Origin of the sequence: Pedobacter caeni, from assembly GCF_900129215.1 — a bacterium.
Lineage (GTDB): Bacteria > Bacteroidota > Bacteroidia > Sphingobacteriales > Sphingobacteriaceae > Pedobacter > Pedobacter caeni.
In genome coordinates, this window is sequence record NZ_FQUQ01000002.1 from 862,531 (window position 1) to 879,143 (window position 16,613).

11 protein-coding genes are annotated in these 16,613 nt (G+C 41.6%); 8 read left to right on the top strand and 3 right to left on the bottom strand.

All coding sequences use genetic code 11. The annotated features are described in order from the left end of the window. Window positions 1–83: 83 nt before the first annotated feature. The 7 genes from BUC20_RS11075 (at window position 84) to BUC20_RS11105 (ending at window position 11,306) form a co-directional block, all read left to right on the top strand. Window positions 84–671 (top strand): RNA polymerase sigma factor, encoded by a 588-nt coding sequence (locus BUC20_RS11075; RefSeq protein ID WP_073230837.1) that lies wholly within the window; start codon window positions 84–86, stop codon window positions 669–671. Window positions 672–797: 126 nt separating this feature from the next. Continuing rightward, window positions 798–1,955, top strand: a complete 1,158-nt coding sequence (locus BUC20_RS11080; protein ID WP_073230838.1) for a FecR family protein — start codon at window positions 798–800, stop codon at window positions 1,953–1,955. Between the two features lie 289 nt (window positions 1,956–2,244). Then, on the top strand, window positions 2,245–5,523 hold the full coding sequence (locus tag BUC20_RS11085; protein WP_234994500.1) for a SusC/RagA family TonB-linked outer membrane protein: 3,279 nt from the start codon (window positions 2,245–2,247) through the stop codon (window positions 5,521–5,523). Window positions 5,524–5,542: 19 nt separating this feature from the next. After that, window positions 5,543–6,991: a RagB/SusD family nutrient uptake outer membrane protein gene (locus tag BUC20_RS11090; protein ID WP_073230841.1), complete on the top strand. Its 1,449-nt coding sequence runs from the start codon at window positions 5,543–5,545 to the stop codon at window positions 6,989–6,991. 23 nt (window positions 6,992–7,014) lie between these two features. Then, window positions 7,015–9,381: a PDZ domain-containing protein gene (locus BUC20_RS11095; RefSeq protein ID WP_073230843.1), complete on the top strand. Its 2,367-nt coding sequence runs from the start codon at window positions 7,015–7,017 to the stop codon at window positions 9,379–9,381. A gap of 155 nt (window positions 9,382–9,536) precedes the next feature. Beyond that, window positions 9,537–10,670: a S1C family serine protease gene (locus BUC20_RS11100; RefSeq protein WP_073230845.1), complete on the top strand. Its 1,134-nt coding sequence runs from the start codon at window positions 9,537–9,539 to the stop codon at window positions 10,668–10,670. 72 nt (window positions 10,671–10,742) lie between these two features. Beyond that, complete coding sequence (locus BUC20_RS11105; RefSeq protein WP_073230847.1) at window positions 10,743–11,306, top strand: NAD(P)H-dependent oxidoreductase; 564 nt, start codon at window positions 10,743–10,745, stop codon at window positions 11,304–11,306. A 286-nt stretch (window positions 11,307–11,592) separates the two neighbouring features. Here the strand turns inward: BUC20_RS11105 and BUC20_RS11110 are convergent, their stop codons facing one another. Then, complete coding sequence (locus BUC20_RS11110; protein ID WP_073230848.1) at window positions 11,593–12,750, bottom strand: hypothetical protein; 1,158 nt, start codon at window positions 12,748–12,750, stop codon at window positions 11,593–11,595. Between the two features lie 9 nt (window positions 12,751–12,759). After that, window positions 12,760–13,653, bottom strand: coding sequence for a TssN family type VI secretion system protein (locus BUC20_RS11115; RefSeq protein WP_073230850.1), 894 nt, complete (start codon window positions 13,651–13,653; stop codon window positions 12,760–12,762). Between the two features lie 119 nt (window positions 13,654–13,772). Here BUC20_RS11115 and BUC20_RS11120 point away from each other — a divergent pair, with 119 nt between their 5' ends. Next, window positions 13,773–14,711 carry a type VI secretion system baseplate subunit TssG gene (locus tag BUC20_RS11120; protein WP_073230852.1) on the top strand — a complete coding sequence of 313 codons (939 nt, stop codon included), beginning with the start codon at window positions 13,773–13,775 and terminating at the stop codon, window positions 14,709–14,711. On the opposite strand, the gene BUC20_RS11125 is transcribed toward BUC20_RS11120, so the two are convergent. Then, window positions 14,708–16,561 carry a type VI secretion system baseplate subunit TssF gene (locus BUC20_RS11125; protein ID WP_073230854.1) on the bottom strand — a complete coding sequence of 618 codons (1,854 nt, stop codon included), beginning with the start codon at window positions 16,559–16,561 and terminating at the stop codon, window positions 14,708–14,710. The genes BUC20_RS11120 and BUC20_RS11125 overlap by 4 nt on opposite strands. Between the last annotated feature and the right edge of the window lie 52 nt (window positions 16,562–16,613).

The window sequence follows — 16,613 nt, forward strand, 5'->3', positions numbered from 1 at the left end:
CCATGGCTTTTAGCATAACTGAATTGGGTATTCCCTATAAATAGTGGTGTTTTTTCCTATATTCGTTCGGGGATAAATAACGAATGACAATTCAGCACAGGCTTTCTGATCAGGAATTGGTGGCTCTTTTAAAAAAGGGAAATCAAGACGCATTTACAGAAATCTACGATAGGTATTGGCGGATCATGTATGGTCATGTATATAAAATGTTATTGGATGAGGAAGAATCAAAAGATGTCATTCAGGAGTTATTCAGTGCACTATGGATCAATTCTGATCGGGTTCCCGATCAGTTAAATCTTTCCGGATATTTGTATGTGATGGCAAAAAACAAGGTGTTGAACCTGATCCGGAAAAATAAATTCCAAACCGCTTATTTAAATTCTTTATCCGGATTTATCACGGAGGCAAGTACCGCAACTATGGATCAGCTGAATGAGCGTGATCTCGCCGCAGCAATAGAAAAAGAGATTCAAGGCCTCCCTCCAAGAATGAAGGAAGTTTTTGAATTGAGCCGGAAGGAAAATCTTACTTACAAAGAGATTGCAGAACGATTGGGAACCTCAGAAGAAACGGTCAAAAAGCAGATGCACAATTCTATCAGGTCGATCAAACACCGCCTGAAGGAATCAGGAGGTGCTGCGGTATTGCTCCTTACTTTTCTCCGTTGATTTTTTATAACCGGATCTTAAGACCATCCCCGTTCAGAAATATTTTTTTATACCGGATACCCCCCGTTCATCTTTCATGTGTTTTATTTAAAGGAAGCCGCAAACTCCCCCTTAAATCCTAAAACTATGAACGAGCAGGAAGCACAGGAACTTATTGATAAATATAATAATGGAACCGCAAGTCCGGAAGAAAGGGCATGGGTAGACCATTGGTATATCAGGGAGGCTTCCGGAAAAATGCTGACACAAGAACAGGATTTTGAACACCTGGATAAAGAGATCTGGGAAGGAACACTTAAAAGGGCCGGGCTCTCGGAAAAGAAAGCACCATCTAAAATCTGGTACCGCATAACAGCTGCGGCTGCGGTATTGCTTTTCATCGCTGCCGGAACTTATTTCTATAAAACAGCTGAGCAACCGAATGCCCTGCAAAAAGCGAAGCAATATGTACAGGATATTCCGGCAGGTGGAAATAAAGCGGTACTTACCCTGGCCAATGGAGAGAAAGTGGTATTGACAGATGTAGGAGCCGGAAAAATTGCCGAACAGGCAGGAATCAACATCAGTAAAACTGCAGACGGACAATTGATTTATTCTATCAATCCTTCCATTGCTGAAAATGAAAATGCTCCGGTCGGTTACAATACCATCGAAACCCCGAAGGGAGGGCAGTATCAGGTTAATTTACCCGATGGCACCAGAGTTTGGCTGAATGCCTCTTCATCCCTGAAATACCCTACACGTTTCGTTGCCAAAGAAAGAAGGGTAGAACTGAGAGGGGAAGGCTATTTTGAAGTCGCCCGGGATTTAGGGAAACCTTTTCGTCTGATGAGCAATAAGCAAGAGGTCGAAGTCCTGGGAACACATTTTAATGTGAATGCCTATCCGGATGAAAATGGAATCCGGACCACTTTACTGGAGGGAAGTGTTAAGGTAAAGGAATCCGGACATCAGGCTATACTTAAACCAGGGCAGCAGGCGGTGCTTAAAGGAAATACGATAAAGGTAGATGAAGCAGATACTGAGATGGCAACCGCCTGGAAAGAAGGATATTTTATGTTTAAAAATGCCAGCCTTCAGACGCTGATGCGTCAGTTGTCCAGATGGTATGATGTAGAGGTAATTTATGCAGGGGACATCCCTCCGACTTTATTTTCCGGGAAAGTACACCGGAATACCAGCCTTGCACAGACCCTGGAACTTCTCAGCTTTTCGAAAGTTAATTTTAAGATCGAAGGAAAAAAAATGAGCATTCTGTCTCCTTCGGCTAAAAAGTTTAAATAAACAACCAACAAACAACCAACAACCAAATCTAAACCAAATTTACACATGAAAAGAACACTCAGGACACGGTGACCTACCGTTAGGGTGAGCACAAAAAAAACCGCAGAAGTATTGGACGTACTTCTACGGTAAGTATTTGAGTTAACCCCATATTTCTGATGAAATCAGGAATAAAAAATCAATTGGAAAACGAATTCTTGTATTAACCCAAACACTCAAAAGTATGAAAATAAATGCTTTTAACCTAGTTGTGCCCAAAACATGGCATCTACGAAAAATACTTATAGTCATGAAATTAACTACTTTCCTGATGATGATAAGCCTGATGTATGCAAGTGCAAAAGGATATAGCCAGGTCAGCCTGAATGAACGGAATACCACCCTGGACAAAGTATTCCGGCTGATAGAAAAACAAACGGATTACGTTTTCTTCATCAAAAACTATGATGCAAGCCGTGTAAATGTTTCTGTAAAGCTGAAAAATGCGTCTATCAATGAAGCTTTAATGCAATGCCTTAAAGATTTGCCTTTAACGTTTAAAGTGATCGGTAAAAATATAGCCATAGTGGAAAAGGAAACTGTTCAGGACCCGCTAAATACTGCAGTTGTCCTTGCGGTTGAGGTAAAGGGAAGGGTGCTGGATGGAAAAGGACAGCCACTACCGGGCGTAAGTGTCACGGTAAAGGGCATCTCCGGAAAGGGGACCAGTACCGATACACAGGGGCAGTTTTCTCTCAACGCAAACCCCGGAGATTTTCTGATATTCAGTTTTATAGGCTTTAAAAAGAGAGAAATAAAAGTAGAAGGGAGTGCGCTTCCGGACATCATTCTGGAAGAAGAGCCTGCACAACTCGAGTCGGTGGTTGTGGTTGGTTATGGAGCAGTGAAAAAAACAGACCTGACAGGATCGGTATCCTCTATCGGTTCAGAAAAGATCACCCAGGTAAAAGGCGTTTCCAATGTGGCTCAGGCTTTACAAGGACAAATGGCTGGTGTACAGGTGAATCAGGGATCTGGTCAGCCAGGTGAAGGAATGAAAATTGCCATCAGGGGAACCAACTCCATCGGGGCGGACAATGCGCCTTTGTATGTGATTGACGGGATTTTATCTCAGGGGGTTTCTGCACAGCTGAATATGGATGATATTGCTACGATTGATGTGTTGAAAGATGCATCTTCCACAGCAATCTATGGATCCCGGGGAGCGAATGGAGTCATTATGATCACTACGAAAAGCGGAAAAAGCGGGAAGTTGCGGGTGAATTATGATGGTTATTATGGTTTTCAGGACCTCAGAAAAAGAAAAGACCTGATCGACGCTTCGGAATACGGGCAACTCCAGAATGAAGTGGCTGCCAATGATGGTAAACCCTTACCTTATACTGATGAGCAAATCAGAGGATTAGGAAAAGGCACAGACTGGCAATCACTGGTCTATAAAACGGCCCCCGTTCAAAACCATACTTTGTCTTTCTCAGGAGGTTCTGAAAATACAAAATATTATACTTCGCTGGGGTACTTCGATCAGAATGGAATCATCGAGAATTCAAACTACAGGAGGTTTTCTTCCAGGATTAACCTGGATCATCAATTGAATGAGAAACTAAAATTCAATACAAATTTATCGATTGTGCAGGACAGGTATAAACAGGCAAACTATACCGGTGCAGATTTCGGAGGTGTACCTTTTCAGACGATGGTGATGCCGCCAACTCAGGGGGTATACGATGCAAATGGGAAGTACACTGTTTTTACTGGAGTGAGCTGGGGACAAACAAATCCCGTAGGTGTGGCCAGGGAACAATACAATCCCAATAATACACTAAGGATTTTAGGAAGTGCATCGGTCACCTATGAGGTGATTAAAGACCTGAAGCTAAAGAGTAGTGTGAGTATAGATGCGAATAATAATAAAGTAGATGTATACAATCCGCCAAGCATCACTTTCGGGCAGCCTGCAGGCGTAGCCTCAAAAAGTTACAGCAACAATTCCTCCTTTGTAAATGAAAATACCCTGAACTATAATAAGGTCATTGGCGATCATCATTTTGATGTACTGGCAGGATTTAGTTATCAGTATGATAAAAAGGAAGGGTTGGATAGTAAAGAGGCTAAAGGGTTTGTTTCGGATGATTACTTAAATAACAACATCCAGGGTGCCGCAAATAAGGCCTTGCCGGAGACCTCCTTTCAGGAAAGAAACCTGCTTTCTTATCTCGGCAGAATCAATTATGATTATATGGGCAGGTACTTTGCTACTTTTACCGGAAGGTATGATGGTTCTTCTGTTTTTGGAGAAAATAACAAATATGCCTTTTTCCCCTCTGCAGCTCTGGCCTGGAAAATATCTGAGGAAAATTTTCTGAAAAATAATCCTTCAATCTCTAACCTGAAACTGAGGGTAAGTTATGGGGCTTCCGGCAGTCAGGCGATAGATCCCTATCAAACGCTTGCGCAGGTATCGGCAGTAAATCCAATTTTTAATAACCAACCCGTATTGGGATATGTATTGAAATCTATGCCCAATAAAAACCTGAAATGGGAAACCACTAAAGAGCTTGACCTGGGTGTTGATTTAGGTTTATTCCAAAATAGAATCCAGCTTACGGCGGATTATTATGATAAGAAAACGAATGACCTGTTGTTGAAAGTAGACCTGCCTTCATCCTCTGGTTTCAGTGATGTGCTCCAAAATCTGGGCGCTGTACAAAACCGTGGATTTGAATTTCAATTGACGACCAGAAATATAGAAACCGAAAATTTTAAATGGTCCTCTTCCCTGACTTTTTCCCATAATATCAATAAAGTGACAAATTTAGGAAATGCTGCAAATGGGAGTCCACTCACTTATAAAGAGGTGGGTACAGGAGGGAATTGGTTTCCAATGATCCTCGGCAAGCCAATGCATTCCTTCTATGGGCAAACGGTAACAGGGGTATACCAGACTGATGCTGAAGCTGTGGCGAACGGGGAACCTCAAAAACGCGCAGGAGAGTATAAATTTCTGGATTACAATGGCGACGGAAAAGTAGACGATTCGGACCAACATGTTTTAGCTAATATGACACCTAAGTTTACTTTCGGTTTTAACAACAACTTTAGCTATAAAAGTTTTGACCTGAGTTTACTGTTTGTAGGTTCTTTTGGGAACAAGATTGTCAATGAGTTCAGGAAGTATAACCAGACCTTGAATGGTTTGTGGACACCAACACAGGAAGCTTTTGATGCCCGGTGGAGAGGGCCTGGAACAAGTAATACCGGTGATAAGCCCTCAGATGGCAGCATGAAGTACACCAGAGATTATGCCAATAGCCTTTGGGTTGAAAATGGTTCTTACCTGAAACTCAGGGACATCACATTGGGGTATACCTTCTCCCCGAAATTACTGAAGGCCCTGAACATTGCTTCGATTCGTCTTTATGCCAGTGCTCAGAACTACTTTACCATCACCAACTATTCCGGCTATGATCCTGAGGTTTCCTGGGCAACATCCAGCGTGAACGGATGGGACAGGGGAAACTATCCCTCCACAAAATCAATAACGACTGGTGTGAAAGTTAATTTTTAATCATTTAGAAGAAGAAATCATGAAACGATATATCACCTACGCTCTGCTTATTTTAATGATGATGGCTATGGTCATTTCCGGATGTAAAAAGGCATTGGAAGAAGATCCTAAAACATCTATTCCCCCGGACAGGTTTTTTAAGAACCCGGATAGTTATGAACTTGCAGTAACAGGAATTTATTCAGGCCTGCCGCTATACTCAGGAAACACAGCCATGATGCTGGAGATGTGTACTGATATTTATGGCACACCCTCAACGGCTGCTGAACAGGCACTCCCGATGTACCAGAATGCTCCTGCAGATTTTTATTACAATACCAGGGATGCCTGGGGTAACGCATTTTCCATCATAAAAAATGCAAACTTTGTTCTGGAAGCACTGCCTAAAGGACCTCTGGAAGAACTCAAGAAAAAACAACTGATGGCGGAGGCTCGCTTTCTAAGGGCTTATGCTTATTTTTATTTGGTACAGCTGTATGGTGATGTTCCTATGCCTGTCAAGCCAGCTACAGATTACGCCAATTTACAGATGCCAAGAACCGCGCAGACAGAAATTTATAAATTGATCCTTGACGACCTGACTTATGCCGAGGCTAATCTTCCCGAATCAGCTACTGCTCAGGGGCGGGTTTATAAATTGGTTTCTACTGCATTATTGGCTAAAGTTTACTTAACCATGGCTGGAAATCCTTTAAAGCAAACACAATACTTTGCCAATGCAAAGGAGAAAGCAGTAGCGGTAATCAGTTCCGGAAAGTTTCAGCTGGTAAATGATTTTGCTTCAGTTTTTCATAAAACGGTATATACTTCCGAATCCATCTGGGAGCAGTTATATGTGCCTGGTCTGGGTGGAAATCCGGTACATGGGCTGACCTTAACTGCGGCTACTTATAATCCGATTCTTGTTCCTGCAGACTGGTTTATCAATAGTTTTGCTACCGGAGACCAGAGAAAAGAATGGGGGATTGTTCAAAACTACGGCGGTCCGAATGGCACCACTTTGAATCCTTTCTTCCGGAAATTTGCCGATGTATCGGGGGTAGCTTCCGGAACCACTTCTTCAAGAGCGGTTGTGAGTTATACTTTTCCTTACCTTAGGCTGGCTGAAATGTATCTGATTGCCGCAGAAGCCGAAAATGAAGTAAACGGACCTGCAGGGGCCTATACCTATATCAATGAAATCAGAAAACGTGCCCGTGTGGATAAGGCGAATGTAACGAACGTGCCCGATTTAAGCGGACTTTCGCAGCAGCAGTTCAGAGAAGCAGCCTGGATGGAACGGAAATGGGAACTTTCTCTGGAAGGAAGTACCTGGTTTGATTTGAAAAGAACGAATACCCTGCAAAACATTCAAAACAGAAGAGGTGCAGGGCTGATCAATCCGATTGGTACATATAACCAGACCTGGTTGATTCCTGACAAGGAAATAGTGAACAATAACATTGCACAAAACCCATCCTATAAATAATTATAAAATAATCCTGTTGATTTATGAAACGAACGATAAGGCCCCGGATCACTTTACTCAGCTGCCTGCTGACTTTATTTTTGAGCAGCAATAGCTTCGCTAAAGACTTTTATATTTCCAGTAAAGGGAATGACAAAAATCCGGGTAGCAAAGAAAAACCTTTTGCCACTTTTAAAAGGGCACAAATGGCGCTTAGGTCTGCAAAGGGAGCAGTCACTGTTTATGTTCGCGGGGGAACTTATTACCTGAGTGCTCCGGTAATATTTACGGCTCTGGACTCCCGTCAGGCTAAGGAAACCGTAACCTATAAATCCTACCCGGGAGAGCAGGTGAAAGTAAGTGGTGCCCAGTTATTGCAGCTGAAATGGGAAAGCGGTAAAGGAGGGATCAAAAGCGCTAAAGTAGCTCCGGATATTTCCTTTGATCAGCTGTTTGTAAATGGAAAACAACAACGCATGGCGAGGTACCCCAACTACAATCCGGACATCCGGTTTTTTGGGGGCGCTGCTGCTGATGCCATCAGTCCGGAAAGGGTAAAGGGCTGGGCTCATCCGGAAGGAGGATTTGTTCATGCCCTTCATAAACACGAATGGGGAGGTTATCAGTACCTGATTTCCGGAAAGGATGCAGATGGGAAGCTGAAACTTGAAGGTGGTTTTCAAAACAACCGTCAGATGGGAATGCATGATAAATACCGTTATGTAGAAAATGTTTTCGAAGAGCTGGATACCCTGGGAGAATGGTATTTCAATAAAAGAGAAAAGATGCTTTATTTCTATCCCCGGAAAGGAACTGATCTGAGCAAAGCACGTGTGGAAGTCCCACAGCTAAAATCACTCTTTGAATTTCGCGGAACAGCAGAACAACCGGTGAAGAACATCAGGATTGAAGGGATGGAGCTCAGTCATACACTCAGGACTTTCATGGAAACAAAAGAGCCCCTCTTGCGTAGCGACTGGACGATTTATCGTGGAGGAGCCGTTGTGATGGAAGGTGCAGAGCAAGTTGTGGTTAAGGAATGCTTTTTCAACACGGTTGGTGGCAATGCGGTATTTATGAGTAATTACAATAGAAATAACCTGGTTTCAGGTTGTCATATTGCATTTGCGGGAGCAAGCGGAGTTTGTTTTGTGGGAGATCCTAAGGCTGTCCGTTCTCCAAGTTTTGAATATGGGCAGTTTGTGCCGTTAAAGGACATCGACCGTAAACCGGGCCCGCAAACGAATAACTATCCTTCAGATTGTACGGTAGAAAATACGCTGATGTACGGTTTGGGGAGCGTAGAAAAACAGGTAGCAGGAGTGGAGATTTCCATGTCTATGGACATTAAAGTGAGCCATAATACCATTTATGATGTGCCAAGAGCCGGAATAAATGTAAGTGAAGGTACCTGGGGCGGTCATTTGATCGAGTACAACGATGTTTATAATACCGTGCTGGAATCCGGGGATCATGGTGCATTTAATTCCTGGGGCCGTGACCGCTACTGGCATCCGGATTATCAGGTGATGGCGGGTATTGCCAAGGATAACCCTGCATTGATCACCGCAGATGTGATCAAACCAATTGTTATTCATGACAATCGTTTTCGTTGTGACCATGGATGGGACATAGACCTGGACGATGGTTCCTCAAACTATAAGATCTATAATAATGTTTGCCTGAATGGGGGATTGAAGCTTCGCGAAGGCTTCTTCAGAACAGTAGAGAACAATGTGATCCTGAACAATTCTTTTCATCCCCATGTCTGGTTTGATAACAGCGAAGATGTCTTCAGACATAACATTGTGACCCGGAATTATTTCCCTATCCGTGTGAATGACTGGGGTAAGGAAGTTGATGCCAATCTTTTTCCGGATCAGCAGGCCCTTGAAGCTGCCCAAAAAACAGGTACCGATGCACATTCTGCATATGGAGATCCTGTATTTGTAAATGCAGCGGTTGGAGACTACAGGGTGAAACCAGGTTCTCCTGCACTTAAATTAGGTTTTAAGAATTTTCCAATGAATGAATTTGGTGTGAAATCCCCTGCCTTGAAAGCTTTGGTCACTCCTGTGAAATTACCGGTATTGATTTCGGAGATGAAAACTGAAGGTCAGGATAGCTACGACTTTTTAGGGGCAAAGGTGAAAAACCTGAATACCCTTGGAGAACGCTCTGCAACGGGAATGTCTACGGAAACCGGAGTGCTGATCCTGGAAGTTCCAAAGAAAAGTATCCTTTATGGAAAGTTACAGCCTAATGATGTGATCCTGAAATTTAATGATACTATGGTGAAAGATATGAAAGATCTGAAAACTGTTGAGATGGGATTACAGCTAAGTCAGAAAGGAACGGTAGAAGTCTTTAGGAATCAATCTATGAAAAAAATCGAAATCCCTTTAAAATAAAACGAAGGGATAAACATCTATAATGTATCTACGTAAAAATGTTAACTAATTTTATTTCAGTTATTTAGGTTATTTGTCCATTTGGCAAATGCCATCGAAAATTCAATTTTATGCTGATCTTTAGCTAAATACAATTTGAATTAGACCTAACAGAAATGAAAAAGCAGTTGACATTTTTACTTTTACTGTTCAATGCGTTATTCGTGTTTGGGCAATCGGCTGAAAAGAAGGTGCCGAAACCTGAGTTAACAGGATTAACAGAAGATGCGGTCAGGTCGTATCTGAATAAAAAAAAGCCTGATCCGATTGAGGGAATCTATAAAAGCAGGCAGAGAGATGGAATGCCGTATTATAAAATTGGGATTGTAAAACGTGGAAATATCTATAAAGCAATCATTCTGGACACTGAAGTGCCCAACTGGAAAAAAGGAGAAGTAAAGGCGAGCTTTGAACCAGGCTCAATGAAGGGATTGTATTCAGCTAAGTGGTATATGAGTGATAAAACACCATACGAAACATTTGCTGATCTGGATATGGAAACTGAAGTGCTGTTGACCATTGAATTAAAGGATCAGAAAACCTTAGAGAAACGTCAGGACTATTTTATTAAAATATATCCTGCAGCGGATAATGAAGTGATTTTCAAAAAGGATCATTCCAGATCATCCGGTAGTGGCTTCTTTCTGACTGCAGAGGGAATTATCGCTACAAACGCACATGTGGTCGGGAATGCCTCAAATATTGAGGTAACCGTTTCAAATGAAGCCGGAACATTCATCTATAAGGCGAAAAACTTATCAGAGGATTCGAAAAATGATGTGGCCTTACTTCAGATCACAGATGAAAAATTCAAGGGCCTGAGTTCCATTCCTTATCATATCGCTGAAAACCTGGATATCGGTTCAAAAGTTTTTACGATAGGGTATCCCTTAAATGATGTAATGGGCAGCAATTATAAGGTTACCGATGGAATCATTAGTTCTACCTCTGGTATTGCAGATGATGTAAGGTATTATCAGATTTCAGTCCCCCTTCAGCCAGGAAATAGCGGCGGACCACTTTTTAATAAAGAAGGAAATGTAGTTGGGATCACAACCGCTAAATTAAAGGCTGCTGGCGTAAGAACAGAGAATGTCAATTATGCGTTGAAGTCGGCTTATTTAATGAGATTGTATGCAAAACTGCCCAAAGTGACAAAGATGGAATCTGTTTCTCCGTTGTCAGGTAAAGAATTACAGGATCAGGTTAAAGTATTAAAAAACTATGTTTGTTTGATCAGGGTATACTGAGCCTGATTTCGTTTTCTTACTATACCAGGGCTTGCGTGCTCCATAGGTTTGTCTTAACAAATTTAAGGAACTATGAATCACCTGATCATTTATTGCCATCCAAATCCAGCGAGCCTTAACCATGCGATTAAGGAGTCTGTGAATCATTACGCACAAGCAGCAGGACATCAAACCAGAATCCGTGACTTGTATGCTTTAAACTTCAATCCGGTCTTAAGTCCCGGTGATCTCCTGTCTTTCAAGTCCGGAGCGGTGGCAGAAGATATCCTTATGGAGCAGGAACATTTTCTTTGGGCGGAGCGGATCACACTTATTCATCCAATCTGGTGGACGGGGATGCCTGCGATGCTGAAAGGATATTTCGACCGGATCCTGAGTTATGGTTTTGCTTACCGCTATGGAGCGAACGGATTGGAGCAAATGTTAAAGGGGAAAGATCTTTTTATTATCAACACAGTTGGATCAGAAGAACAGAATTATATCGACAAAGGAATCTTTGATGCGATGAGAATCGTGGCTGAAAACACCTTTGGTTTTACAGGAATGAATATTGTTGAACACCGGTTTTTTCCCTCTGTGATCACCTGTGATGAAGAGACCAGAAGAGGTTATCTGGAGTCGCTTGGGCCAAAATAAATTTTGCCCCGGAACAGGGCTTAGTACGGTTTTACCTATACACGCTCTAACCTCGCTCTAACCTCGGTCTAAGCTCGGTCTATACTCGGTGCAGACTCGGTCAGAAGCGTGTTAAAGGCGGGTAAGCAACGAGTAAGAATTGAGCATAAAACGAGCTTTCCTGCAAGCTGTCTTTTCCTTGTTTCCCGTCTGCATAAAACCGTTTTGAAAAGGCATAAAAAAATCCCGTTGAAGCAAATTCAACGGGATTAAATATGAGGTAAAATAATATGGTTCTAAATGGATTTTAGTCCAGCAATGTCCAGCTTCTTTTCGTTTGAACCTGTTGTACCACCTGTTGTTCTGCAACCACAATGTTTTCTTTGCGCTGACCAATATATTCCAGCATACCCAATTTGTTCCAAAGAGCAACCATTACTTTTAAAAACTCTTCAGTCATAGACATGGATGCAAAGATGTTCTGGTGGTCGTAAACCATTTCGATCATCCTGGCCAGGATTTCTTCAAAGTTTCCAGGTGTTACATCTCTCCATTCGTAGAAATACTTCAGCATTTCTTCTCTTTCTTTTGACTCTACCAGTTTTATTCCTGTAAAGAAAACATGGGCAAGGTTTGAGCAATAACCTACAATGTAGACCGGAGATTGCTGATAGCCGAAATTCCTGTAATTAAAGAAAATCTGGGCAATATAGTCCAGCAGTTTTTCTGAAAGCAGGCGGATATTTTTACCCAGAGGGGTGATGGAATCTTTTCCTGTGGTCTTATCGATGATTTTAAAGGCCGCCAGCTGCAGATCATTGATGAGGCTGCTATACAGTTCATAATATCTTGTTAAGCCCGGATGACTGATCACACTGCTGCTTGGCGGGATGTAGTTATGGTTAATGGTAATCCTGCCGCTTTCCTGAATCAGCTGCCCGATGGTCAGGTGATAGCTGTCAGACGCTTTTGGTGCCATCTCTGAGGCAGGCAGAATGGTAATGCTGTATTTTTTTGCAATATCAGGATACCTTGGCGGATTGTCTTCCGGATCCGGATTACCTGCAGGAACACGTTCAAAAGGATTCACAATCAACAGGATGTTATACAACGTTACCCTGGAATGGTCTATGTTCTCGCTGCTGAAATATTGACTGTAAGTCAGCTGATCTTCAAAGTTAGAAGAGCTTTCAATATCGATTCTGCAACCTTCCGCCGTAATGGCATTACAATGCCTTACTTTAACCTCAATGTGGTTGGTTGCCTTTTCGATGATTTCAATATCATGAGATTGACGTTGTCCGGCAAAAGGAGGAAGCAGGCCGTAATTAAAATTACTAATGAATACAGAACTTGCATCTCTGACAAAGTCCTGGTTAAATTGATCTGTAGCAATAAAATGATTGCTGGAAAGCTTCATGCCATCCACCCAGTTAACGGGTTTATATTTTAATGGTGAAATCATAGTCTTTGGTTATATAAAAATAGATTCATCACCTATTTTTTCTGGTTTATTAGCGTTTTCAGATACTCTCTTTGCATAAATGGTCATTTTCTCGGTAATGCCATTGTTGATGATGTCCAGCTCAGGGTCAATAAATATGTTTTTCTTAAAGAATGATGTTTTGATGAAAAAGATCCATTTAAAAGATTCGAGATCCTCGCCCATATATTTAACCGGGGCTTTAGGGAATTTCAGGTTATAATCTTCTATAAATTTATAGAACCAATCACCAAACACCATGTTTTCCGGTGCTTTTGCTTTTACTTTTAAAGGTTCAGGATCGTTCGTGCTTTTATATAATTCCAGTTCAAGAACCAGCATACGGTCAAAGTCAAGGTGATCCAGGTTGATGTTCAAAGGACTGGAAGGGTATTGCCAGATTTTGTAGATTTCTGTAGGGATACTGATCAGGGCAACATAAGCCCACCAGAAGATCACAGGAACAAAGAAGGTAACCAGACTGGTTGCTGCCCAGATGCCAAAATGAATGTCGCTAAGCCAGTTGAAAGCCAGCTGGAAAAGGTAGAAACTGAGCAGACAGCTAATTAATATCGCAAATATTACAAAGAACTTTCTCTCGAGCAATTCTTTAGGATAGTATTTTGTAAACAGGTATACAAAAAGGATTCCGAGTCCTATAAAATAGATTTGGCAGATAATGTATCCAAATGGCATAAAATCAAAGCTTAAAAAGCCCAGAAACCCGGGGAGAGCAAGCAATATGCTGAGGACTAGTATGCTTACTATCAGTCTTTTGTTGTTTAGAAATTGATTTTTCTTATTGACAATAGAGAGTAGGGCAGCAGATACAATGAAAATTAAAGGAAAGAGTAAATAACGAATAAAAAATGATTGAACGTCCATTAAATAGTATTTGATGTTTTATGCTTATTCTGTTAACAAATATAGTACCTTAAATTTTTTAATATAAAAATGGTATAATTATTAGAGTACCTTAGTTTAAGTATACGGTAAATAAATATATGAAAGAGAGTTTACATTTGAAAAATGATCTTCTGACGGATTACAAGGCTACAGCTTTGGCAGCAGAACTGATTGAATCGGGGGAGTTTGAAGCCGATCAGATTGCCGTACTTCCTGTTGGGCCAAGAAAAAGAGCATTTGCAAAGGAAATCGGAGGACATCTCTTTTATTATTCCGATAGTAAGCGTAAAGATTGTATCAATATAGAAAGCAATCAGGAAGGCTTATATGACATGTTGCCGGAAGGTCTTTTTCATAACCCACCTACCGGAAGTTCAGGAATGTCTGAAGAGCAAATGGTTGAAGATGTTCAATTTAGGAGAGCAGAAGAAAAAGATGCCAGAAAATTCTTTATGCCCTTCGAGGCGGAGCTGAATCAGCTGAGGACAATTCTGGAACTTTATGAGAACAGGCTGGACAAGAAAACAACTTATAGTGACCTCACCAGAATCTTTGCCGCAGAATGGAAAGAATTTGAATTATTTGATAAAGAACAAAGTATCATCTGGATGCACCTGTTACCGGTTATCCATCAGAAACGCAATGACACCAATTTCCTTGGGCAGTTGCTTTCTGTCCTTTTTAAGACTCAGGTGGAAGTGGTGATGAAGCAATCGAATGTTAAGCCTAAGTTAATCGACGAACATATGCAGTTCAAACTGGGCTTCGGTGCGCTTGGCATCAACTCCATCATCGGCAATAGTTTTCAAACCGATGAGGAGGAAATGATCATTAATATCGGACCTACAGATACGCAGCGTTTACTGAATTTTATGCCAGGCACTGCCCATTCCCGCATCATAGATCTTGCCGTGTCTTATCTGGTCCCGGTAGAGACTGAAGTGAAGGTAAACCTGCTTGCCAGCTCTTCTAACCGGGTTGGATCTTTAGGTGCAGATAGCCAAAATGCTTATCTGGGCTTTACGGTATACCTCTAATCGAGGATCAACCGGTAATGGATATTCATGGTGCTTCGGATTTCAAGCTTCGACTTGGTCAGTTCCAGCATGGATTTCCATTCGTCCCTGCTCAATTCGTTCTGCTGACTGGGGGTGATGACAATATCTGTCGTTTTGATGAAACCTTCTTTTGGGTTAGGGGTTGCCATGAGCCCTTTACGGATATTAACCGCCTTTATTTTATTTCCCAGCTCGTAGAAACAGAAATTGACAATATCAGATTGAGTGACCAGCCTGTTGCCAGTCGTAAGACCGTATTTATAAGCCTGAACCCTGTTTCCTGCGTTTAACCTGGAACGCCCACCCTTGGAGTTGCTCAAAAGAAACAAACTCTCCGGCATGACTTTACTGCTTTCAAAGGATTGGAGGTGACTTCCTGAACGGATCTGGTTTCCCATTTCTGCATTGGTGGTCCAGAATTCCAGAAACATGATGTCTGCATTGTTCAATGGTTTCACTATGATATAGTTTAACAGCTCTTTGATCATGCTCAGCTGTGCCTTTGTTTTTTGTTCAATGATGGAGATGTTCTGCTCCAGGTCTTTTAATGAGCTGTTTAAAAAATCGGAACCATAAGCAGAAAAAGCCGCTTTTTCATCCCTTAAGAGCTCGAAAAGATAGTCGACCACCTCTTTCGCATTCCTTCCGTCAAAACGTTCTGAACCACCATAGCGGATAGAAAAAGAGCCCACATTCCGGTCGTCGTAATGGGTATGAGGGATTTCCGTATAGGTATTTCCTAATTTATCACTCAGGGTATGAACCGATAAAAACTGCTCATGGTCCTGTAATTTTACCGGGATGATATTGGTCATCATTTTTAGGCGGTGTTTGATGTCAAATATCCTTTTATTGACCACCGGAAAGGCGTTTGTAGAAATGTGAAGCTCATCCAGCATGACATCTGATATCGCTGCAGGAAGCTGTACCTTAAACCAAAGGACCGGTTTTTTGAAACTCACCAGACTTCCGGGTTGAAATACATTTTCAAATTCCTTTGGGTAAAGTTGTAAATAGGGGTGTGGAAGGAAAATATTTTCATCATCCAGCGTTAAAAAACGGCTGGAATAAAACGCCTGAACATCTTCGTTGAGCAGGTTCAGGACATCGTGTTTTTCAAAAGGCGACTGGAAATTATTTTCCGGTTCTATATGGAATTTATTGAGTGAAATGTTAACTGGTGTGTCTTTAATGGTCCATTTGGAAAGTGAAAGCAGATCGTAGGTATGGTCATTGACCACATAGTTCCTCCAGTCAAAATAAAAGCTCATCCCTTTAAAGGTGCTCAGTCCGGGACTCACTTCCACGCCTATATATATGGTATTGCTTTCCAGTGAATTTCCCGGAATGGTACTGCTCAGTAATAATTTATTGTGCTGACCATCGATCTGAAAAAGGTTGTTTCCATTGGCCAGATAAGTAACCCCGGCATTGAAAACTTTGACCGGTTTCAAAGGGCTGAAGAATACGTCTATGGCATTTTCTTTATTGGATTCGTTTTTATCTTTTAGCTTTTTCCGGTGAAAAAACTGGGTTTTAGTGTCTATGCTCTCTATAGGTTCAAATGGCCTTGCATGCAGGATAGCATGGGCAGGAAGGGCAGAAGTTAAGGTATCTGAAGCGAGGATGCGGGAGATTTTATCGAGTATTCTGTTTTCCAGATTTTTAACATCATTGGAAACATTGAAAATTTCAGTGCTCAATGCTTCTATGATCAGTTTCACCAAAGGATCAAAATCATTGGTATTCTTTATTCCCCAGTAGTCACGGGCATTTTTAAGAATTCTATTTCGGATTTCGTCTTTTGAAGAGTAAAATATGTTTTTCATCTTTTGGAGAATGATTAATTTGATGGAATAATAGGACTGTCTATAATTGTGT